Raw genomic sequence first — 21,251 nt, 5'->3', positions numbered from 1 at the left:
TGAATTCATGATTTTACACATGGGATATTGGCGTATTATCCCTTGTCAGCGGTTGCCGGCCCCATCCGAGCCCAGCACCCGTACACCAACCCTTATAGGAGCCGGCTTGCCGGCGATAGCGGTATGAGTGATCTAGATCGTTACCTGAACGCCGCCACCCGCGATAACACCCGCCGCAGCTATCGCGCTGCCATCGAACACTTTGAAGTGAGTTGGGGCGGCTTCCTGCCGGCCACCAGCGACAGTGTGGCGCGATACCTGGTGGCCCATGCCGGGGTGCTCGCGGTCAACACGTTGAAGCTGCGGCTTTCGGCGCTGGCGCAATGGCACACCAGCCAGGGCTTTGCAGACCCCACCAAGGCGCCGGTGGTGCGCAAAGTGCTCAAGGGCATCCGCGCTTTGCATCCCGCCCAGGAAAAACAGGCCGAACCCTTGCAGCTCCAGCATCTGGAGCAGGTGGTCAGTTACCTGGCGGGTGAAGCTGAGCAGGCGCGGGCAGAGGACGATCGACCGCGCTGGCTGCGCGCCAAGCGCGATGGGGCATTGATCCTGCTGGGCTTTTGGCGCGGCTTTCGCAGTGATGAGTTGTGTCGGCTGCAGATCGAACACGTGCAGGCGGTGCCGGGCGCGGGCATCACCTTGTACTTGCCACGCAGCAAGAGTGATCGCGAAAACCTCGGTAAGACCTATCAAGCCCCGGCGCTGCTGCGCCTGTGCCCGGTGCAGGCCTATAGCGAATGGCTGAGCGCCTCGGCCCTGGTACGCGGCCCAGTGTTTCGCGGGATCGATCGCTGGGGCAACCTGGGCGAGGAGGGGTTGCATGCCAATAGCGTGATCCCATTGCTGCGCCAGGCCCTTGAGCGAGCAGGCATTGCCGCCGAGCAGTACACCAGCCACTCCCTGCGCCGTGGCTTTGCCACCTGGGCCCATCGCAGCGGCTGGGATTTGAAGTCGTTGATGACGTATGTCGGCTGGAAGGACATGAAGTCAGCCATGCGCTATGTTGAAGCGACGCCCTTTCTTGGCATGACGTTGGCCCGCGATCCGCTGCTTTAAGATTTCTTCTATTAATACAGTTGGTTGATAGCCAAAACCAATCGGCAGCATCAGGTTTGCCAATGAGCCATCGGCAATGAGACTGGGTAGGATTCACCCATCAACTTACTAACCCCTGACGGAGAGTCAACGATGCCTATCATCAACAGCCAAGTAAAACCGTTCAAAGCGACCGCTTACAAAAACGGCAACTTCGTAGACGTGTCGGACGCTGACCTGAAAGGCAAGTGGTCTGTCGTATTCTTCTACCCAGCCGACTTCACTTTCGTTTGCCCAACCGAACTGGAAGACCTGGCTGACAACTACGCCGAATTCCAGAAACTGGGCGTCGAGATCTACAGCGTTTCCACCGACACCCACTTTGCCCACGCTGCCTGGCACAACACCTCGCCAGCCATCGGCAAGATCCAGTACACCATGATCGGCGACCCGACCCTGACCATCTCCCGCAACTTCGACGTGCTGATCGAAGAAGCTGGCCTGGCAGACCGCGGCACTTTCGTGATCAACCCGGAAGGCCAGATCAAGATCGTTGAACTGAACGACGGCGGTGTTGGCCGTGACGCTTCCGAGCTGCTGCGCAAAATCAAGGCTGCCCAGTACGTCGCTGCCCACCCAGGCGAAGTGTGCCCAGCCAAGTGGAAAGAAGGCGAGGCCACTCTGGCTCCGTCCCTGGACCTGGTCGGCAAGATCTAAGTCTGTGATGTATCAAGGGCGGATTACCGCACCTAAGTAAGCTGCATCCGCCCTCAAAACGCCCGGGCGAGATTCGCTCGGGCGTTTTTTTGTCCGCAATAAACCGAATTAATAGGAAATCGCCCGTATGTTGGACGCCAATCTTAAAGCTCAGTTGAAGTCATACCTGGAACGGGTCACCCAGCCGATCGAGATCGTCGCCTCCCTCGACGACGGTGCGAAATCCCAGGAAATGCTTGCCCTTTTGCAGGACGTAACCAGCCTCACTACCCTGATTACCCTGAACACCGATGGTAACGACGGGCGCAAGCCATCGTTCTCCATCAACCGCCCGGGTGCCGATATCAGCCTGCGTTTTGCCGGCATCCCCATGGGCCATGAATTTACTTCGTTGGTGCTGGCCCTGTTGCAAGTCGGTGGCCACCCTTCGAAGGCCAGTGTCGAAGTGATTGAACAGATTCGTAGCCTTAAAGGTGAGTTCAACTTCGAGACTTACTTCTCGCTGTCCTGCCAGAACTGCCCGGACGTGGTCCAGGCGTTGAACCTGATGGCCGTACTCAACCCGAACATCCGCCACGTTGCTATCGACGGCGCGCTGTTCCAGGCTGAAGTCGACGAGCGTCAGGTCATGGCGGTCCCTAGCGTCTACCTCAATGGCGTGAACTTCGGCCAGGGTCGCATGGGCCTGGAAGAAATCCTCGCCAAGCTCGACACCAGCGGTATCGAAAAAGCAGCCGAGAAAATCAGCGCCAAAGACGCTTTTGATGTGTTGGTGGTCGGTGGTGGCCCAGCCGGCTCTGCGGCCGCCATCTACGCTGCGCGTAAAGGCATCCGTACCGGTGTGGCCGCCGAGCGTTTTGGTGGGCAGGTGCTGGATACCATGTCCATCGAGAACTTTATCTCGGTGCAGGAAACCGAAGGCCCGAAACTGGCCAGCGCCCTGGAAGCCCACGTGCGTCAGTACGACGTGGATATCATGAACCTGCAGCGCGCCAGCAGCTTGATCCCGGCGAAAAATCCCGGCGAACTGCACGAAATTCGCTTTGAAAGTGGCGCGACTCTCAAGTCCAAGACCGTGATCCTGGCGACCGGTGCGCGCTGGCGCGAAATGGGTGTGCCGGGCGAGCAGGAATACAAGGCCAAGGGCGTGTGCTTCTGCCCGCACTGCGATGGTCCGCTGTTCAAGGGCAAGCGTGTGGCGGTGATTGGCGGCGGTAACTCCGGCGTTGAAGCGGCTATCGACTTGGCCGGTATTGTCAGCCACGTGACCTTGCTCGAGTTCGACAGCAAGTTGCGCGCCGACGCCGTGTTGCAGCGCAAGCTCTACAGCCTGCCGAACGTTGACGTGATCACCAGTGCGTTGACCAGTGAGGTCAAGGGTGATGGCCAGAAAGTCACCGGCCTGGCCTACAAGGACCGCGATACCGGCGAGTTCAAGACCATCGACCTGGAAGGCATCTTTGTGCAGATCGGTTTGCTGCCCAACACCGATTGGCTCAAGGGCACCGTGGAGCTGTCGCCCCGTGGTGAGATCATTGTCGATGCCCGTGGCGAGACTTCACTGCCAGGCGTATTTGCCGCCGGTGACGTAACGACCGTGCCGTACAAGCAGATCGTGATTGCCGTGGGTGAGGGCGCCAAGGCTTCCCTGAGTGCTTTTGATCACCTGATCCGAGCGTAAGGCCTGAAACTAAAAAACCCATGAGCGATCATGGGTTTTTTTTGGGTGTTGCTTTTGTGGGAGCTGGTTGGCCTGGGATGCAATCGCCGGCAAGCCTGCTCCTACAGGGTATGCGCCCGTTTACAGCGGTGCTGGCTGGATGATCTCGACCCAGTAGGCGTCCGGGTCCTTGATAAACGCCAGGCTTTTCATGCGGCCATCGGTCAGGCGTTTCTGGAAATCACAGCCCAACGCTTCAAACCGCTCACAGGCCGCAACGATATCCGGCACCGAAATGCAGATATGGCCAAAGCCGCGTGGGTCGGTATTGCCATTGTGGTAGGAGAAATCGGCATCGTTTTCGGAGCCGTGGTTGTGGGTCAGTTCCAGGATGCCTGGGATAGACTTCATCCACTGGGTGCGCGCGGCGGCATCGGCCGGGATTTGCGCCTTATCGACCAGGGCGAGGAAGTACAGGCTGAATTCGGCTTCCGGGAAGTCGCGTTTCTCAACCAGGGAGAAACCCAGGACGCGGGTATAGAAGTCCAGCGATTTGGTGATGTCCTTGACCCGCAGCATGGTGTGGTTGAACACGAAGTTCGAAGTGGCGGTGTCGGGTTGGGCGGTGACGCCCGGGAAGGTGTTCAATTCGTGCAGGCTCATGGGCCCTCCAGAAAAAATGGGGCAGGCGCAGCTCGTGGATTGAGCGGCCCTTTGGCTTGCGGCAGATCTGTGCAGCGAAACCATGATACGCAAGCTGCGCCGGCCGCGCCAAATGAAAAACTCACGCGGGCCTTGCGAGCGGCCCATGGTCAGGCTCAAACTTTGCGGCTTGAACTTCGAGTGTTTTTTGCAATGAGCCGATTGAGCAAACCATTGTTGACCACCTTTTGCCTGATCTTCGGTTGTACCTCTGTATTGGCGGCCGAGCCCGAAATTCATTGGCCCAGCGGCTGGCAGGTGGAGGAGGTTGTCGCGGATGCCGATACGCCGGCCAAGCCGTCAACGGTTTCCCGTCAGCGCGCGATAAAGAACGATGAAAATGGCGAGACGCTGATGGTCATGGAGCTGACGGGCACGCCGATCGAGCCAGGGCATGTGGTCAATCTGCAAGGTGTATTGCTGGAGATGCGCAAGTCCATCCAGAAGGACTTTGCGCGCAGTGGTTATCAAAGTGTCTGCAACAAGATGCACGCGACCACCTTAAGTCATCTTGAAGCGCTGGAAACTACCTGCGTGATTACCGAGAACGGTCGGCATGTGCTCTCGCAAACACTGGTGGGCGCTATTGATACGAATAAGGCCTATGTTTTTTCATACGCCGGACAAGCGCAGGCTTATGAGTCGAGCAAAGACGAAGTCAGCGCGGTGCGTGCAAGCCTGAAACTTTGATCGGTGATGGCTAGATGGCTGACATGGTTGCGTGAGAAAAAACACATAACTATGGGGCCGTAGCGTAGAGCCACGGGTCGCTGAATGTGTACGAAGTGGAATGTATTTAGAAGTTCACTTGCGAAAGCGGCAGGTCATGAAAATCGCAGCGCACAAAAAAAGCCCCGCATCTGCGGGGCTTTTATTAGTGCGTCGGTATTAGCCGCGCAACCAGGAATCTACAGTGGCTGCGCCGTACTGTTCTTTCCAGGCCTTCAAGCCGCGGTGGTTGCCGCCCTTGGTTTCAATCAGTTCGCCAGTGTGTGGGTTGTGATACACCTTGACTACACGTGCGCGACGGGTTTTAGGGGCTGCGGCCACCTGAATCCCCGATTTGCCCGGGTTTGGATCAAGGATGGAAATGATGTCGCGCAGGCTCTTGCCGTAGGTTTTCATCAGCCCTTGAAGCTTTTCTTCAAATTCGATTTCTTTCTTCAAGCCAGCGTCGTTCTTCAGGGATTCCAGCTGGGCGAGCTGTTCTTGAAGGGCTTTTTCTGCTGCGCGAAATTCGGCGAGTCTGGACAAAATCTTTACTCCAATAGTGTATTTGGCTGATACCAACTGTAAACAAAGCTATAAGCCAAGAGCCTCAGCATGACTCGGTAAATGTGGCTCTCCTGCCAATTCGGCGCAGGCAGGAAAAATTGTAGTAGTTAATGAGTCACGAGTAAATCATGTCTTTTGTATAAATAACAATATTTCACAATGATGCTAGATCGATATTCAAGCGCCACGCAAAGATTGAATGAATGCGTCAAACGGCACTGGGCGGCCAAACAGGTAACCCTGCAAAAAGTCCACGCCTTGTGCCGCCAGATAATCGCACTGCTCTTGGGTTTCCACGCCTTCGGCGACGATGCCCAAGTCAAGCTTGCCCGATAACTCGATGATGCTGTCGAGTATATGCCGCGATAAAGCATCGGCTCCGATCATCGCCACGAAGCTTTGATCAATCTTCAAGTAGTCAACATTGAAGTTGCGCAAGTAACCGAGGCTGGAGTGCCCGGTGCCGAAATCATCAATGGCGATCATCACCCCCAGTTCGTGCAAGGCCTGGAACAACTGACGGGTGACGTCGGTGGGTTCGATCAGTTCGCGCTCGGTCAGCTCCAGGGTCAACAGGACCTGGCCCGGCTTGAAGGCCGCGAGGAACTCCCGGCAATCCTGCACCAACTCCAGGTCCTGGCAATGCCGGGCGGTGATATTGATGCCCACGTGGAAGTTCTCGCCCAGGCGGTCGGCATGGGGCGCCAGTTGTGTGGCAACCTGGCGCATCAGCGCGCGGGTCATGGGCACGATCAGCCCGGAGTGCTCGGCCAGGGGGATAAACAGGTCCGGGCGTACCAGGCCTTCCTTTGGATGCTGCCAGCGCATCAGCACTTCACAGCCGGCCCATTGCAGGCTGTCGCCGCGAACCACCGGTTGGTAGTACGGCACGAATTCATTGGCGCCCAGGGCCCGCTGCAGTTCATGGGTGGGGGCCGAGGAGCGTTTTTGCAGCCAGTGCGCGAGCGTGCCCGCCAGCACCCCGAAAAACACCACCAGGCTGAACAAGGCCGGGTAGCGCGCCTCCATGTAACGCCACACTTCACCTTCGGGCATCCCGGCTTCCACGCTGTAGGCATAACGCTGGGAACCGAGTTGGTGATGGGCCACGGCAAAGACCGGCGGCGCGCTGGTGTGGACTTGGCCGTCGCTGCCCAACCAATTGGGCCCCACCTGCAACACGAGGTCGGCGTAACGGCTGATCAGGCGCAGGGCATTAGTCAGGTGATAGCCGTCAATCGAGGCAAACGCCGCCTTGTCACCTTCCACCAGCCGGTACACCAGCAGCGCGGTATTGGGCGTGACCGGGTTGCCATTCATCAGCCACAGGCGGCCATTGACGTAGTCGTCGGGGTTGACCGCCGATACACGATCGCCGCCAAACAACGACGTGCAATAAATGGTTTTTTGCCAGGACAACGTGGTTGCGCGCACGAACGGGCGCCGCGTGACTTGCTCGCGCAGCGCCAGTTGCGCTGCGTTGTCACAGTCCTTGCCGGCCAGTGGCAGCAGTTCCTGGGCGGCGAGTGCGGTGTTATCGAGCATCAGGTCGAATTGGCGCACGGCCTCAATGGCTGTCTGCTCGGTGCTTTGCTCCAGGGTGCGTTGTGCCTGCACATACAGGATGAGCACACCCAGCAGAATCGGCAGCAGGCCGCACAGTATGGAGATCGAGTAACGGGCAGCGCGTTTGCGCGGGCCTTTGAGGGTAAGTGGCATGTGTGCAGCCTGTAGCGGAATGAGGGAGACGCCTGGTAACGGCTACAGGCAATACGTCGGATATCTGGAGGATAGTTGGCCTCTGGAAATTAGCATCTGCCGCACGTTGATCTAGCCACTTGACTCGCTGTGCGTGTGGGTATCTTTGCCAAACCTTGCAACACATTTTGACGGGGAAAGACTGTCTGGTCTATTGCGTCACTGCTTGGATGAGTCACCGCCCTGACAAAAAATCAGCGGTCACGCTCTGCGCCATCTGGATAAATGCCAGGGTTGCCGGAGACGACTGGCGCCGGTCCAGCACCGCCAAACCGATTTGCCGCGCCACCCTGGGCGTTAATGGCCGCTGCACGTAGCGTGGCTGATCGTCCTGGGGCAGCGAGGCCTGGGCCACTACGCTCACGCCCGCGCCCCGGCTGACGGTGTCCAGGGTGCTGAGCAGCTGCGAACAGCGGTAGCGCACGTTGGGTTTGAGCCGGGCACTGTGGAATAAGCGCTCTACCAACTCTGAAGAGCCGGCCTCGGTCAGGACAAACGGGTCGTGACACAAGTCCTTGAGTTTTACGCTGGCCTGGAGGGCGAGGGCATGCCCTACGGGAAGCAGGGCGACCATCTGGTCTTCGAACAGCGTAAAGGTGTCCAGGCGCTCCTGTTCCAACACCACAAAACCCACGTCGATGCGTCGCTCTTCCAGCCATTGCAGCACTTGACGGTCGGGGCCCTCATCCACATGCACCTCGATTCCCGGGTGGGCCTGGCGAAAGTGTTCAAGGATCCTGGGCAGCAGGTGAATGGACGCGGTTGGCCCGAAGGAGCCGATGCGCAGCGTCCCGCTTTTCATGCCTCGGGCATCGGCTGCTTCCTGTTGCAAGGTACTGGCCAGCCCGAGCATCGCCCGCGCCCTCAACAGCAATTGCTGGCCGATATCGCTGAGTTCGACCCGTGACTGCTGGCGACGGAACAGCTCCACCCCCAGTTCCTGCTCCAAAGACTTGATGGCATGGGACACCGCCGACTGGCTGATGCCCAGCCGATGGGCGGCGCTGGTGAAACCCTGCAGTTGTGCCACCAGCGAGAAGATTTCCAATTGTGTGAGGGTCATGAGGTTTTGCTCATTTTACGATGACTTGGCATTAGGAAAAGAATACGCCAATCAGCCTGCCAAATACCCAGGATCCTTATGCTCAGTTCAACCTTTGTGCTTGCTGGCGACCGCCTGACCTACGCCAAGCTCGCGGCCGTCACCATGATCTGGGGCGGCACTTTTGTTGCCGGCCGATTTCTCGCCGCGGATCTGGATCCCCTGCTGACGGCCAGCCTGCGCTTTATCCTGGCCAGCCTGGCGTTACTGCTGTTCATGGCCTTTGCCCGGATTCCCCTGGCGTGCCCTACGCCTGCGCAAATGGTGCGGTTGGTGCTACTGGGTTTTTTCGGAATCTTCTTCTACAACCTGTGTTTCTTCTATGGCCTGCATTTTATCAATGCCTCGCGCGCCTCCTTGATTGTGGCCCTCAACCCGGCGGTGATAGGCCTGGCGTCATGCTGGTGGTTCAAGGAGCGATTGGGGCGCCGCCAACTGCTGGGCATCGCGCTGTGCCTGGGGGGCGCCGCGTGTGTGATTGTCAGCCGCAACCCATTGCTGTTGCAGGGCAGGGCAGATGCGTGGATCGGCGACCTGTTGATTTTTGGCTGTGTGGTGAGTTGGGGCGTGTATTCCCTGGGTTCACGCACGCTGAACCATAGCCTTGGCCCCTTGCAGACGGTGACCTGGTCGGTGCTGCTGGGCACCTTGATGCTGTGCCTCGCCACCCTGGTGACTGGCCGGTTGACCGTGCAAGCGCTGGATGCCATCCATTGGCCGCATCTGTTGGGCCTGCTTTACCTCGGCGTATTGGGTTCGGCCCTGGCCTATATCGGTTATTACGACGGTATCCGGCGTATCGGCGCGACCCGCGCCGGTGTGTTTATCGCCCTCAACCCGCTGACGGCCGTGGTGTGTGGCGCGTTGCTGCTCGACGAGCAACTGAGCACTGCGATGTGCTTCGGTGGGGCGTTGATCCTGCTGGGCATCTACCTGGGCAATAAACCCCTTGCGCCCGCCAGGGCATAGGGATTTGATAAGGAATACGGACAAAGCTGTTTACGCTGTGTAGAATCGGTTTACGCATACAAGAATAAGCGCCTGTTTCCATGCAGGCCTCGTCCGTCAGAGACGCCCGTAAGAGAATGATCCAACCATGAAGCTACTCGGGTTCCAACTCATCTACGGTGACTTCCTCGCCCGCAGCGTGCGGGGCATTTCCTGTGCGCCACCTACCTACCTCATCCTTGCTGGCAATTAATTTACTTAATTCTAAAAAGATGATGAGGCGCCAAATCATGGCAGATCTATACGAAAACCCAATGGGCCTGATGGGCTTTGAATTCATTGAATTCGCATCGCCGACCCCGGGCACCCTGGAACCGATCTTCGAGATCATGGGTTTCACCAAGGTTGCGACCCACCGCTCGAAAAACGTGCACCTGTACCGCCAGGGCGCGATCAACCTGATCCTCAACAACGAGCCCAACAGCATCGCTTCGTACTTTGCCGCCGAGCATGGTCCGTCGGTGTGTGGCATGGCGTTCCGCGTCAAGGACTCGCAACAGGCTTACACCCGCGCCCTGGAACTTGGCGCCCAGCCGATCCATATCGAAACCGGCCCGATGGAACTGAACCTGCCGGCCATCAAGGGCATCGGCGGCGCGCCGCTGTACCTGATCGACCGTTTCGGCGAAGGCAGTTCGATCTACGATATCGACTTCGTGTTTATCGACGGTGTGGACCGCAACCCGGTGGGCGCAGGCCTGAAGGTTATCGACCACCTGACCCACAACGTCTATCGCGGGCGCATGGTCTACTGGGCCAACTTCTACGAGAAGCTGTTCAACTTCCGTGAAGCGCGCTACTTCGACATCAAGGGTGAATACACCGGCCTGACCTCCAAGGCCATGAGCGCCCCGGATGGCATGATCCGCATCCCGTTGAACGAAGAGTCGTCCAAGGGCGCAGGCCAGATCGAAGAGTTCCTGATGCAGTTCAACGGCGAAGGCATCCAGCACGTAGCTTTCCTCACCGAAGACCTGGTCAAGACCTGGGACGCGTTGAAGAAGATCGGCATGCGCTTCATGACCGCGCCGCCAGACACCTACTACGAAATGCTCGAAGGCCGCCTGCCAAACCACGGCGAACCGGTAGACCAATTGCAGGCCCGGGGTATTTTGCTGGACGGCTCGTCCGTGGCCGGCGACAAGCGCCTGCTGCTGCAGATCTTCTCGGAAACCCTGATGGGCCCGGTGTTCTTCGAGTTCATCCAGCGCAAAGGGGATGACGGCTTTGGCGAAGGCAACTTCAAGGCCCTGTTCGAATCCATCGAGCGTGACCAGGTTCGTCGCGGCGTACTGACCACCGACTGACAGGGCTTTTTGTAGGAGCGAGCAAGCTCGCTCCTACAGTTATTGGGTCAGGCTCTACGCTGCCGCATCAGGTGCTTGAACCCTTCAAACACCAACACCATCACTGCCAGCCAGATCGGGATATAGGTCAACCACTCACCCGGCCCGATACTTTCCCCCAGCAGCAGCGCCACCCCCAGCAACAGTACCGGCTCCACATAGCTGAGCAGGCCAAACAGGCTGAACGCCAACAGCCGGCTGGCGATGATGTAGCACACCAGCGCCGAAGCACTGATCAGCCCGAGCATCGGGATCAACCCATATAAGCCTTTGTGTGCATCCAGCACGGCGAAGCCCTGCTCGCCACTTTGGACAAACCACAGCGCCACCGGCAGCATCAGCGCCATATCCAGCCACAGGCCGCCCAAGTGGTCGGTCGCCAAGCGTTTGCGCAGCACGAAGTAGATCGGATAACCGATGATCACCAGCAGCGTCGCCCAGGAGAAACCGCCCACCTGGTACAACTCGTTAAGCACGCCAATCGCCGCCAACACCACCGCGATCAGTTGCAGCCGCGAGAGCTTTTCGCCATACACCAGGCGTCCGGTGAGGACCATGGTCAGTGGCAGCAAGAAGTAGCCCAGGGAGACATCCAGGCTGCGGCCATTGAGCGGTGCCCACATAAACAGCCACAACTGCACCCCCAGCAGCACCGACGACAGCACAATCCCACCGATCAGCTGTGGTTTGCCCGCAAGCAAACGCAGCAACTCCCACACGTGGCGCCACTCACCGCTGACCACCATGAACACCGTCATACACGGCACGGTCAGCAACATGCGCCAACCGAAAATCTCCAGGCCACTCAACGGCGTGAGCAGTGATGTGAAGTAATACATCACGGCAAACAACACCGAGGCCGCTACCGATAAAACAACGCCTTTAGACACGCAGTCCTCGCCAAACCGATTCAAACAAAAGAGGGGGAGATTCCAGGTGGGAATATATTGCTTTTGAGGTGAGACGTTTGCTCTGTTTTACGGCATCTTATGGGAAATTTTCTCACGCCCAAGGTTCGCCAGCATGCCCGTCAACCCTCCGCCGCCCCTGGATGATTTCGACCGCGCGATTCTCAAGCACCTGCAAAGGGACAACACCACCGCGCTGCGGGTGATTGGCGAGCAGGTCAACCTGTCGACCGCAGCGGTACAGCGGCGCATCAAACGCATGGAGCAGAGCGGGGCGATTAGCGCGAATACGGCGGTGGTCAATCAGGACGCGGTGGGCAAGCCGATCACGATCCTGGTGGAAGTGCACGCCGAGCGCACCCATATCGAAGACCTTGACGTGCTCAAGGCGCAGATGTCGATCCCCGAGGTGCAGCAGTGCTACTACGTCACCGGCGATGCGGACTTTATGCTGGTGGTCGTGGTGGAAACCATGAAGGCCTACGAAACCCTGGCGCGCACGCTGTTCTACGAGAACCGCAATATCAAATGGTTTCGCAGCATCGTGGTGATGGACCGGGTCAAGGTCAGCCTGGATGTGCCGCTGGGCTAAGCGGTTCATCGGGACCCGTGAAAACTTGGTAATACTTTGTCATCCATCATCTGGAACAAATTTGTAGGCAACATTCACATACATCAGTAATCCAGGCTGTGCGTCTCACGTGAGCCAGGGAAAACTCCGTAAAAGAAGATGACTGATGATGAAAACCGATGTGAATAGCTTGCCATCTACGCGGTATCCAACTCTTCCTCCTGAGGATACGCGTGCAGTTCAAGACGGGGGGAGGCGCGACCTGCGTTCTGTTGGCTCGTCGGCATCGGCGGTGGGCCCGGCAGGACAGCCTCAAGCGGCGAGCGAAGATGCTGGGGATGGGTTAACCAAAACCTCCGCAGTTTGGGTGAATTACCAGCACGGTATCAATCTTGCCGAAATGATTGAACCGGGGTCTTCCAAGCGGATGACTCGGGAGCAGTTGATCGCTTATCCCGGCAAAATGAGTGCTGAGGCTACGACGCCAGAGCAAGAGGCGCTGATTGCGTCGACAAGAATTGCACCTGCGTTGGATTGGGCCGTGGCCAATGGCATTCTTGCGAAAAAAAACGACTACTCAAAAGATGATATTCACAAAGCAGCGTCGGCGCTCGATTTACATCTGGAGGAGATGGCAAAGGCCATTACCAGTCTTACGACTCCAATGCCTATGCGCAAAAATTACTTTACCGGGACGCAGTGGGTGTCGCCCATCGCTGGGCACAACGATCCGGATAATAAGAAGTACCCAACCGCCCTCTATGACGACAAGAGGTTTGCTGACGACTTCAAGGCTGATCTTGCAAACAAAAAAAAAGCTTACGGTGTTCTTATAAAACAACTGATTTCGACGTTGAGCCCGGAAGACCGGATCGCCATAGAGCATGGTGCGGTAAGCACTTATGCGCTGAAGCCCCCCGGGGACAAAGACGACCTGGAACGTGGAAGTTTTTTGATTAAAGCAGTGTATAAGGGAAAAACAACGATCTATGAAATTGACCCTGCGCGCGGCATTGCACGCAAGCGAAATAATTATGCTGGCGTTTTCAATGGGAGTAGTGCGATTGGGCAAAAAAAACTTGAAGACGGCAGTTATTCCAAAGAGTTTTCTGTGTGGGACAAGCCGAGCCTACAGGGCGCTCAGTATCAACCTAAGGTTGATAGCCAGTCCGGTCTTCGGCCGAATAACGAGGTTTTTCATGCGAAGCTCTATACGTTAGAGCCTCTTGGCAAGTTTTCCGATGCCGAGGCCAGTTCAGGCGAACAAGCCACGCCGCAATCTTTATCCTCCAAGCGATCCAATGACATTGCAAATAATATCTCGGAGAAGTTGTTTTATGCTAAAGATCTGGATCTGCTGTATATGGCAGAAGAGGATCCCGAACGTGTAACCCAGGCCGAAAAAGACGATAGGAAGAATTATAAGGAATTCAGTGCGTCCAGGGATAAGCGTCGAGAGTTTCTGAAGGGATTTGTTCCCTTCTGGCACGGCATCGAGGCCATCATTGCAGGCCGCCCCATAGAGGGCGTTGCCAAGATATGGGTAGACCTGCTTTCTTTCACGTTGCCTGTCGGAGAAGTGGCGTCCAGTTTGAGCAAAGGGGCTGTTCGGGCCGTGAAATCGGCGTTTCCTCCGCTTTCCACCTTTACAAAAAAGATGCTTGGTTTTACTCGCAGTCCTGGCGTTTCGGGAGTCAAATGGGAGGGCGGTGTGCAGGGGATTAAATGGGCGGGGAACGCTGCCGATGATATTGGCAAGGGAGTCAAGCAGTTCAGACTCAATACGGCTCCGTTATCCAGGAGTGACGCGGGGATACGTGAGATAGAGTTTAATGGCAGCAAATATTTTGCTGCTGATAAACCGGATGCCGGGGACGGGACGCACTACCTGCTACGGGTGCCAGACCCAAAAGATCCATCGAAACTGGTAAGCAGCAGCACTGTCGCTAAGCCTAATGAAGCCGGCGTCTGGGAAGCAAGAGTTGGCTCGTCTTCTACACCTTCCAGTCAGAACAGAATTGACGGATGGAAAGAATATTTATTCGGAGAAAACTGGCAGCCCGTAGATCCATTTATTAACGACAAGTTCAGAGTTAAAATGGATAACGCAAAATACGGTCCTGATAGTGCAAGTTATGAGCGGGGTTACAATAGCGGAAGCCCGGACAGTATCGATGGCTACTATAAAGGCATGAAAAGTTCTCAGATCAAAGAGCTCGCTTTGAAGCCCGAGCGAACCTCAGAACAAATAGGTGTCTTGGTCAGGGTTCTGGAAAAACGTAAGGCGGGTAAAAGTCTTGAGGATTTTTTACATTTTAAAAGTGAGGTCGAGGCTGCAGGCGGTACCGCTAAAGGAATGCCACAAAATCTTTACCTGTCAGAAGTTGATGTGTTAAGTAATGGTGAGTGTGCTGCCCTCTCGAATAGCATGGCCCTGGCTATATCTCAGGGGAAAGAAGATGTGCTGATGGCTAACCTATATAAGGCTACAGTTGCGTCAAAAGATCCCAAGATCCTGAATTTCAGAAAGGATCTTAGTTCGCTGCATAATAATGTCGCTTACAGTTTCCATGGCAGTCAACCGGTTAAGAGGATGACCTACAAGGATATTATCGGAGAGCTGGGCAATGCCACGGCGACCACCACATTTAAGATAAGTGATAAGGGGCATGGCGTTATTGCCGGGGTGATTGTAGAAAATAATAATAAAAGTTTCTTTTTTTACGATCCGAATTTCGGGCTGGCCAAGTTTCCAACGCAGCAGGCTATGGAGAAAGCATTAGAGAGCCTGCTCAACAGCGGAAAAGTGGGGAGTACATTCAAACCTTTTGGTGCAGATCGCGCGATGCCTGAGTATGACGTCAGTGTCTTTAGTGACTCGGACTTCTATGTGCAGAGCGGGAGCATCAACCCAAACAGCTTTTTCGATCAGCCCCTATAGCGCTCGACTGTCAGTCACGTTTAATGCGGGGGAAACTCTTCCCCCGTTTTACTCAGATCATCCGTTAAGGCCGTACAGCTCGCCCCGAGACAAAGTGCCCCACATCATTGAACCCCGGTGTCGACGCATGCCCCGGCGTCACCAGCGAATCAATAAACGCCTCATCCTCAGCACTGATCTGCACCTCGAGCGCCCCGGTATAGGCGTCCCACTGCGCCTCGGTACGCGGCCCGACAATCGCCGAGCTGACCGCCTGGTTGTTCAGGACCCAGGCAATCGCAAACTCGACAATCCCCACGCCACGCCCTTGGGTGTATTGCTGGATCTGCTGGGCGATGCGCAGCGATTCCACGCGCCATTCGGTTTCCAGGATGCGTTTGTCCTGGCGGGCGGCGCGGCTGCCGGCTTCGGGGGTGATGTCCGGTGCGTACTTGCCACTGAGCACGCCACGGGCCAGCGGGCTGTAGGGCACCACGCCCAGGCCATAGGCCGCCGCTGCAGTGATCTGTTCCACCTCGGCCTGGCGGTTGACGATGTTGTACAACGGCTGGCTGATGATCGGCCGATCCACCCCCAGGCGTTCGGCCACGCGTACCACTTCGGCGATGCGCCAGCCCCGGTAGTTGGACAGTCCCCAATAACGGATCTTGCCCTGGCGGATCAGATCGCCAATCGCCGAAATCGTGACCTCCAATGGGGTGGCGTGGTCTTCGCGGTGCAGGTAGTAGATGTCCAGGTAGTCAGTGTCGAGGCGGGTGAGGCTGGCCTCCAGTGCGTTGAAAATGCGCTTGCGGTTCAGGCCGCTGCGGTTTGGCAGGCCGTCCGGCGGGCCGAAGCCGACTTTGGAGGCCACGACCCAATCGTCGCGATGCCGGCTGATGGCTTCGCCGACAATTTCTTCCGAGCGCCCGCCGGTGTAGACGTCGGCGGTGTCGATGAAGTTGATGCCCTGGTCCCAGGCCTTGTCGATGATGCGCAGCGAGTCTTCGGTGTTGGTCTGTTCGCCAAACATCATGGTGCCCAGGGTCAGTGGGCTGACCTTGAGCCCGGACTGGCCCAGTGTGCGGTAAATCATGGTGAACTCCTCAAAAGCGCAGACAGTTGCTATGCAATACCAGAGAGCAAGGCTCTAGAACAAGCCCGACGTCGGTGGCTCGGTGTCCTTGAGCCGATAGGCGCCGACCACCGCGGCCTTCCAGTGCCGGGGATTGTGGTTGGCCACGGTGCGCGCATTGCGCCAGTGCCGGTCGAGGTTATGGCTGCGCCCGGTAGTGGAAGCGCCGCCCACGTCGAACAGCAGTTCAGCGGCCTTGAGTGCCGACTCGGCGGCGATGTATTGCGCCTGGGCCACGTCAATGGCTGCGCGGGTCACCGACTGGTGATCCAGTGCATTGGCCCACGCGGCGTCGATGCGGTCAGCCGCACGCAACACCACGGCTTCAGCGGCAAACGCGCGTGCCGAGATCTCACCCACGGAAAACTCCACATAGGGATCGTCCACCGAGCGGCTGGCGCTGCTGTGCTTGATCGGCCGCGCATGTTCCTTTGCGAAGGCCACCGCATCGTCCAAGGCATTGCGCGCGATGCCGGCCTGCACCGCGCCGAGGAACAGTTGCAGGAACGGCGTGATGATCGAACGCTGGCCTTCCTCCACCACCCGTGTGCGGATTTCTTCGCGGCGCACCAGCACGTTGTTCAGGCGCGTGGTGCCGCTGGCGGTCAGGCGCTGGCCCATGGCGTCGAAATCATCCACCAGTTCCAGGCCTTCGCGGTCGCGGGGCACCACGAATGACACCGGCTCCTCGTTTTCATCCAGGGCTACTGCGCTGACCCAATCGGCATACAGCGCGCCAGTGCTGTAGTACTTGCTGCCATTGGCGCGAAAGTGTTCGCCCTCAGGCACGATCCGCGCGCTTACCTGGCCGTTGGCGCCACCGATTTCCCAGCCGGCGTTGCCGAACACCTCGCCTTGCAGGTAGTGGGCAAACCATAACTGGCGCTCGGCTTCGGACTTTTGCACCAGCAAGCTCTCGATAAAGGCAAAGCTGGGTCGCAGGGACTGGGCGATATTGGAATCCACTGCCGCCAGGTCGATCACGAACTGCACCACCTCGCGCACACTGGACTCGCTGCCGCCATAGCGCTGGGGAATCCGCAGGGTCAGCAGGCGCGCTGCGGCCAACTGGCGGATCTGCTCATGGGGCAGTTGCCGGGTGCGCTCGCGTTCGGCGGCGCCCTCGGCGATCTGCGGCAATAACACGGCGGCACGCTGCAACAGCTCTGGCACGGACAAAAAGCTCATGACAATCCTTATATGGCAATGGCATAGGTAATGAAGTGGTGCTCGGGCACCGGAGCCGGCCGGTCGATCTGCGGGATGGCGTCGAGCAGGGCGCGGGTGTAGGCATGTTGGGGGTGGTCAAATACGTCGCGCACGGTGCCGCTTTCCACGACTTCGCCGTCCTTCATCACCAGCACCCGTTCGCTGACCTGGTTGATCACGCCCAGGTCGTGGGAGATGAACAGGCAGGCCAGTTTCAGGCGTGACTTGAGGTCGGCCAGCAGCGCGAGGATCTGCGCCTGCACCGACACATCCAGGGCCGACACCGGCTCGTCGCACACCAGCACTTGGGGGTTGGGCGCCAGCGCCCGGGCAATGGCGATACGTTGCCGCTGGCCGCCGGAAAGCTCCAAGGGGCGGCGGTCGAGCACGCGGGCATCCAGGCGCACCAACTCCAGCAGCTCCAGGGTGCGTGCCGGCCATTCGCGGCGTGGCAGGCCCGCCACTTGCAGCGCCTCGTTCAGCACCCGGGCCACGGTGTAGCGCGGGTCAAACGAGCTTTGCGGGTCCTGGAACACCACCTGGATGCGCTGGCGCAGTTGGCGGCGTTGCTGATCGTTGAGTGCGCTCCAGGGCCGCCCGTTAAGCCACACATCGCCGGCGTCCGGGCGTTCCAGCCCTAGCAGCATGCGGGTGAGGGTGGTCTTGCCACTGCCGGACTCGCCGACAATCCCCAGGGTTTCCCCAGCCCGCAGGCTGAAGCTGGCGTTGTGTACCGCGACATGGGGCTGGCCGTCGGGGCCGATAAAGGTTTTTTGCAGGTTGCGCGCCTCGATCAACGGCAGGTCGAAACGCTCGACACTGGCCACCTTCGGCGCCGCCCGGTTCGGTCGTTGGAAATGCACGGCGCGCCCGGCCCGCAGCAGCGATTGGGTGTAAGGGTGCTGCGGATCATGCAGGATCGCCTCCACCGGGCCCTGCTCGACAATCACCCCGTGATGCATCACCGCCACCCGGTCCGCCAGGCGCGACACCACCGCCAGGTCGTGGCTGACCACCAGCATCGCCATGGCCTGGGAACGCAGGGATTCCAGCAGCGCCAGGACTTGCGCCTGTACCGTGGCGTCCAGCGCCGTGGTCGGCTCATCGGCAATCAACAGCCGCGGGCCTGCGGCAATCGCCGAGGCGATCAGGGCCCGTTGGCGCAGCCCGCCCGACAGTTGATGGGGGTACTGCAACGCGCGCAGTTCCGGTTGTGGGACACCCACCGAACGTAGCAATTCGATGACCCGTGCCTGGCGCGCATCGCGATCCAGTTGCGTGTGCAAGCGCAACGGTTCGGCAATTTCCTTGCCCACCGGGCGCAGGGGGTCGAGGGAGCCGAGGGCGTCTTGCATCACAAAGCCGATCTGCGCACCGCGCAGGGTCTGCCAGGCACGGTCGTCCAACTGGCGCAGGTCGATGTCGGCAAACGCCAGGCGTTCGGCCTGTACCCGTGAGCCGGCGCCGCTCAGGCCGCTCAGGGTGCGTGAGGTGACGGTTTTGCCCGAGCCAGACTCGCCCACCAGCGCCAGGCATTCACCGGCGGCCAGGCTGAACGATATGCCCTTGATAATCGGTGTGTGGCCAAACTGCACCCGCAGGTCTTGCACTTGAACTAACGTACTCATCGGGATTTACCCTCACTGCGTGCCAGCCAGTCACGGCCAATGGCGGTGATCGACACCACCGTCAGGATGATTGCCACGCTCGGCCAGGCCACCAACCACCAGGCATTGGCCAGGTAATTGCGGCCCATGGCGAGCATCGAACCCCATTCCGGCGCGGGCGGCGAGGCGCCAAAGCCTAAGAAACTCAAGGCCGCGCCGGTGATGATGTTGTGCCCGATACCAATGGTGGCGAGGATCAGGATCGGCTTGATCGCATTGGGCAGCACATGCCGCAACACCACGGCTGCACGATGCCGGCCGAGGGTGGTGGCGGCTTCGACGTAGGGCGCATCGCGCACTACCAGGGTCTGCGCACGCACCATTCGCGCAAAGCGCGGGATGCTCGCCACGCCCACTGCGATCAGCGTGATCCACAGGCCCTGGCCCCAGAACGTGATGATCACCAGGGCCAACAGCAGGTCGGGAAACGCCAGCAACACATCGATCAAACGCATGATTGCGCCATCCACCAGGCGCGGGCCAAGTCCCGCCGCCAAGCCGAGGATGATCCCGGCGCCGAGGCCGATGGCTGTGGACACCAGGCCCATCAACAGCGAAGGACGCACCCCGTGGATCAAGCGGGCGAGTACATCGCGCCCGTTTTCATCGGTGCCCAGCCAGTGGCTGCTGCTGGGGGGCAGGTAGGCGTTGCGGGCGGCGGCGGCCAGTGGGTCGACGCCGGTCAGCCAATGGGGGGCAATGGCGGCGAGGATAAGCGCGATCAAAAACAGCCAGGCCAGGGCCAACCCAGGCCTGACAGTGGCGCGCCCCCTTGTGGCGAGTGGGCTTGCCCGCGTTGGGCGGCGAAGAAGCCCCAACATAGCGCGCAGAACGGGGTTGCCCGATAGAGGGCCGGGAGGGCTGCGCAGCCCCGCGCGGGCAAGCCCGCTCGCCACAGGGTTAGTGGGTTTCATGGCGGCTCCTTGCATACTGGCTTTGCGGGTACGGCAAGCCCAAATGCTCACGCAACGTGCTACCGCTGTATTCATGGCGGAACACCCCGCGCTTGCGCAGCAGCGGCACCACCTCATCGACAAACACCTCGACCCCCGAGGGAAACATGTCCGGCATGATGTTGAAGCCATCGGCCGCGCCCGTGAGGAACCAGTGTTCGAGGGTGTCGGCCACCTGTTCCGGGGTGCCCACCAGCAGCCGATGGCCGACCAGGATGCGTCGGGACAGTTCACGCACCGTCAGGCCTTCGCGGCGGGCCAGGTTGAGCTGGGCTTCGAGAAACCCCTGGGAGCCTTGCTCATAAGTGCCCACTTCACCGATCCGCGCCCAGGGCAGCGGCGCATCCAGCTCCAGCTCTTCGGCCGGGATGCCGATCCGCGCGGCCACCTGCTGGATCAGGCCATGTTCGCCGTGGTAGGCATTGAGTTGATCAAAGCGCGCATGGGCTTCGGCCTCGCTGCTGCCGATCACCGTGGACAGGCCCGGCATGATTTTCAGGTGCTCGGGGTTGCGCCCCCAGTGCGCGGCGCGTTGCTTCATGTCACGGTAGAAGTGCTGGCCATCTTCCAGGCTGGTCTGGGTGGTGAAAATTGCATCGGCATACCGCGAGCCCAGGGCCTTGCCGCCTTCCGACGAGCCTGCCTGCACCAGCACCGGGCGGCCCTGGGGCGAGCGGGGCAGGTTCAGCGGGCCCTTGATGGAGAAGTGCTGGCCGACAAAGTCCTGGCTGTGGATCTTGTCGGGGTGTGCGTAGCGCCCGCTGCCGGCATCGCCGATGATCGCGTCGTCCTCCCAGCTGTCCCAGAGCTTGCACGCGATATCGATAAACTCCTCGGCGCGGGCATAGCGCTGCGCGTGCTGCAGCTGGTTGGCCAGGCCAAAATTCTGTGCGGCGGCATCGGTGGCGTTGGTCACCACATTCCAGGCCGCGCGGCCCGCGCTGATATGGTCCAGGGAGGCAAAGCGCCGGGCCAGGTTGTAGGGATCGTTATAGGTGCTGGAGGCGGTGGCGATCACGCCGATGTGTTGCGTGGCCAGGGCCACGGCAGTCAACAGGATGGTCGGTTCCAGGCGGCCCACCGGCTGCGTGGCCACATCGCCCACCAGCGCCGGGCCGTCGGCCAGGAAGATTGCATCCAGGCAGCCGCGCTCGGCAATACGCGCGATATTGCGGTAGTACTCCACATCCAGGTAGGCATTCGCCGGCACTTCGCCGACCCGCCAGGCCGCCGCGTGCGCGCCGAAACCGAGGATGTTCATGCCAATGCTCATGTGCTTTTTCAT

Annotated in this window: 18 protein-coding genes; 8 read left to right on the top strand and 10 right to left on the bottom strand. The window is 59.1% G+C overall.

Annotated elements, in window-relative coordinates; all coding sequences use genetic code 11:
- Window positions 1-123: 123 nt before the first annotated feature.
- The 3 genes from BHC62_RS23240 to ahpF all read left to right on the top strand — a co-directional run bounded on the left by BHC62_RS23240 (window position 124) and on the right by ahpF (window position 3,433).
- On the top strand, window positions 124-1,056 hold the full coding sequence (locus BHC62_RS23240; protein WP_070996291.1) for a site-specific integrase: 933 nt from the start codon (window positions 124-126) through the stop codon (window positions 1,054-1,056).
- A gap of 132 nt (window positions 1,057-1,188) precedes the next feature.
- A complete protein-coding gene (gene ahpC, locus BHC62_RS23235; protein ID WP_010210361.1) occupies window positions 1,189-1,752 on the top strand; it encodes an alkyl hydroperoxide reductase subunit C in 564 nt (187 codons plus the stop codon).
- Between the two features lie 127 nt (window positions 1,753-1,879).
- Entirely contained in the window at window positions 1,880-3,433 is a 1,554-nt protein-coding gene (gene ahpF / locus BHC62_RS23230) for an alkyl hydroperoxide reductase subunit F (protein ID WP_070996290.1), read from the top strand.
- Window positions 3,434-3,553: 120 nt separating this feature from the next.
- Here the strand turns inward: ahpF and gloA are convergent, their stop codons facing one another.
- Window positions 3,554-4,075: a lactoylglutathione lyase gene (gene gloA, locus BHC62_RS23225; RefSeq protein ID WP_070996289.1), complete on the bottom strand. Its 522-nt coding sequence runs from the start codon at window positions 4,073-4,075 to the stop codon at window positions 3,554-3,556.
- 192 nt (window positions 4,076-4,267) lie between these two features.
- On the opposite strand from gloA, the gene BHC62_RS23220 reads away from it, so the two are divergent.
- Complete coding sequence (locus BHC62_RS23220; RefSeq protein WP_070996288.1) at window positions 4,268-4,804, top strand: DUF4946 domain-containing protein; 537 nt, start codon at window positions 4,268-4,270, stop codon at window positions 4,802-4,804.
- A gap of 198 nt (window positions 4,805-5,002) precedes the next feature.
- On the opposite strand, the gene BHC62_RS23215 is transcribed toward BHC62_RS23220, so the two are convergent.
- The 3 genes from BHC62_RS23215 to BHC62_RS23205 form a co-directional block, all read right to left on the bottom strand.
- On the bottom strand, window positions 5,003-5,368 hold the full coding sequence (locus tag BHC62_RS23215; protein WP_029294664.1) for a histone-like nucleoid-structuring protein, MvaT/MvaU family: 366 nt from the start codon (window positions 5,366-5,368) through the stop codon (window positions 5,003-5,005).
- 198 nt (window positions 5,369-5,566) lie between these two features.
- Complete coding sequence (locus tag BHC62_RS23210) at window positions 5,567-7,108, bottom strand: EAL domain-containing protein (RefSeq protein ID WP_070996287.1); 1,542 nt, start codon at window positions 7,106-7,108, stop codon at window positions 5,567-5,569.
- A gap of 214 nt (window positions 7,109-7,322) precedes the next feature.
- Window positions 7,323-8,210: a LysR family transcriptional regulator gene (locus BHC62_RS23205; protein ID WP_070996286.1), complete on the bottom strand. Its 888-nt coding sequence runs from the start codon at window positions 8,208-8,210 to the stop codon at window positions 7,323-7,325.
- A gap of 78 nt (window positions 8,211-8,288) precedes the next feature.
- Here BHC62_RS23205 and BHC62_RS23200 point away from each other — a divergent pair, with 78 nt between their 5' ends.
- Window positions 8,289-9,218, top strand: coding sequence for a DMT family transporter (locus BHC62_RS23200; protein ID WP_070996285.1), 930 nt, complete (start codon window positions 8,289-8,291; stop codon window positions 9,216-9,218).
- Window positions 9,219-9,487: 269 nt separating this feature from the next.
- Window positions 9,488-10,564 (top strand): 4-hydroxyphenylpyruvate dioxygenase, encoded by a 1,077-nt coding sequence (gene hppD / locus BHC62_RS23195; protein WP_029294672.1) that lies wholly within the window; start codon window positions 9,488-9,490, stop codon window positions 10,562-10,564.
- A gap of 47 nt (window positions 10,565-10,611) precedes the next feature.
- Here the strand turns inward: hppD and rarD are convergent, their stop codons facing one another.
- Window positions 10,612-11,493 carry an EamA family transporter RarD gene (rarD, locus tag BHC62_RS23190; RefSeq protein ID WP_029294674.1) on the bottom strand — a complete coding sequence of 294 codons (882 nt, stop codon included), beginning with the start codon at window positions 11,491-11,493 and terminating at the stop codon, window positions 10,612-10,614.
- 133 nt (window positions 11,494-11,626) lie between these two features.
- Here rarD and BHC62_RS23185 point away from each other — a divergent pair, with 133 nt between their 5' ends.
- Together BHC62_RS23185 and BHC62_RS23180 are read left to right on the top strand one after the other, a co-directional pair.
- Window positions 11,627-12,103: an Lrp/AsnC family transcriptional regulator gene (locus BHC62_RS23185; RefSeq protein ID WP_070996284.1), complete on the top strand. Its 477-nt coding sequence runs from the start codon at window positions 11,627-11,629 to the stop codon at window positions 12,101-12,103.
- Between the two features lie 145 nt (window positions 12,104-12,248).
- Complete coding sequence (locus BHC62_RS23180; RefSeq protein ID WP_070996283.1) at window positions 12,249-15,023, top strand: hypothetical protein; 2,775 nt, start codon at window positions 12,249-12,251, stop codon at window positions 15,021-15,023.
- A 64-nt stretch (window positions 15,024-15,087) separates the two neighbouring features.
- On the opposite strand, the gene BHC62_RS23175 is transcribed toward BHC62_RS23180, so the two are convergent.
- The 5 genes from BHC62_RS23175 to BHC62_RS23155 form a co-directional block, all read right to left on the bottom strand.
- Window positions 15,088-16,098, bottom strand: a complete 1,011-nt coding sequence (locus BHC62_RS23175; protein ID WP_070996282.1) for an aldo/keto reductase — start codon at window positions 16,096-16,098, stop codon at window positions 15,088-15,090.
- Window positions 16,099-16,152: 54 nt separating this feature from the next.
- Entirely contained in the window at window positions 16,153-17,325 is a 1,173-nt protein-coding gene (locus BHC62_RS23170; protein ID WP_070996281.1) for an acyl-CoA dehydrogenase family protein, read from the bottom strand.
- 8 nt (window positions 17,326-17,333) lie between these two features.
- Window positions 17,334-18,974: an ABC transporter ATP-binding protein gene (locus BHC62_RS23165; RefSeq protein WP_070996280.1), complete on the bottom strand. Its 1,641-nt coding sequence runs from the start codon at window positions 18,972-18,974 to the stop codon at window positions 17,334-17,336.
- On the bottom strand, window positions 18,971-19,738 hold the full coding sequence (locus tag BHC62_RS23160) for an ABC transporter permease (protein ID WP_237150430.1): 768 nt from the start codon (window positions 19,736-19,738) through the stop codon (window positions 18,971-18,973). Before BHC62_RS23160 ends, BHC62_RS23165 begins: the two co-directional genes overlap by 4 nt.
- 175 nt (window positions 19,739-19,913) lie before the next feature.
- A complete protein-coding gene (locus BHC62_RS23155; RefSeq protein WP_070996278.1) occupies window positions 19,914-21,251 on the bottom strand; it encodes an LLM class flavin-dependent oxidoreductase in 1,338 nt (445 codons plus the stop codon).

The sequence above is a fragment of the Pseudomonas sp. 06C 126 genome, assembly GCF_001855215.1.
GTDB classification, from domain to species: domain Bacteria; phylum Pseudomonadota; class Gammaproteobacteria; order Pseudomonadales; family Pseudomonadaceae; genus Aquipseudomonas; species Aquipseudomonas proteolytica.
This window is presented reverse-complemented; position numbering and strand designations above follow the sequence as displayed.

Coding starts and splice junctions, on each gene's coding strand:
- BHC62_RS23240 (WP_070996291.1), top strand. CDS start 124: ATGAGTGATCTAGATCGTTACCTGAACGCCGCCACCCGCGATAACACC.
- ahpC (WP_010210361.1), top strand. CDS start 1,189: ATGCCTATCATCAACAGCCAAGTAAAACCGTTCAAAGCGACCGCTTAC.
- ahpF (WP_070996290.1), top strand. CDS start 1,880: ATGTTGGACGCCAATCTTAAAGCTCAGTTGAAGTCATACCTGGAACGG.
- gloA (WP_070996289.1), bottom strand. CDS start 4,075: ATGAGCCTGCACGAATTGAACACCTTCCCGGGCGTCACCGCCCAACCC.
- BHC62_RS23220 (WP_070996288.1), top strand. CDS start 4,268: ATGAGCCGATTGAGCAAACCATTGTTGACCACCTTTTGCCTGATCTTC.
- BHC62_RS23210 (WP_070996287.1), bottom strand. CDS start 7,108: ATGCCACTTACCCTCAAAGGCCCGCGCAAACGCGCTGCCCGTTACTCG.
- BHC62_RS23205 (WP_070996286.1), bottom strand. CDS start 8,210: ATGACCCTCACACAATTGGAAATCTTCTCGCTGGTGGCACAACTGCAG.
- BHC62_RS23200 (WP_070996285.1), top strand. CDS start 8,289: ATGCTCAGTTCAACCTTTGTGCTTGCTGGCGACCGCCTGACCTACGCC.
- hppD (WP_029294672.1), top strand. CDS start 9,488: ATGGCAGATCTATACGAAAACCCAATGGGCCTGATGGGCTTTGAATTC.
- BHC62_RS23185 (WP_070996284.1), top strand. CDS start 11,627: ATGCCCGTCAACCCTCCGCCGCCCCTGGATGATTTCGACCGCGCGATT.
- BHC62_RS23180 (WP_070996283.1), top strand. CDS start 12,249: ATGATGAAAACCGATGTGAATAGCTTGCCATCTACGCGGTATCCAACT.
- BHC62_RS23175 (WP_070996282.1), bottom strand. CDS start 16,098: ATGATTTACCGCACACTGGGCCAGTCCGGGCTCAAGGTCAGCCCACTG.
- BHC62_RS23170 (WP_070996281.1), bottom strand. CDS start 17,325: ATGAGCTTTTTGTCCGTGCCAGAGCTGTTGCAGCGTGCCGCCGTGTTA.
- BHC62_RS23165 (WP_070996280.1), bottom strand. CDS start 18,974: ATGAGTACGTTAGTTCAAGTGCAAGACCTGCGGGTGCAGTTTGGCCAC.
- BHC62_RS23155 (WP_070996278.1), bottom strand. CDS start 21,251: ATGAAAAAGCACATGAGCATTGGCATGAACATCCTCGGTTTCGGCGCG.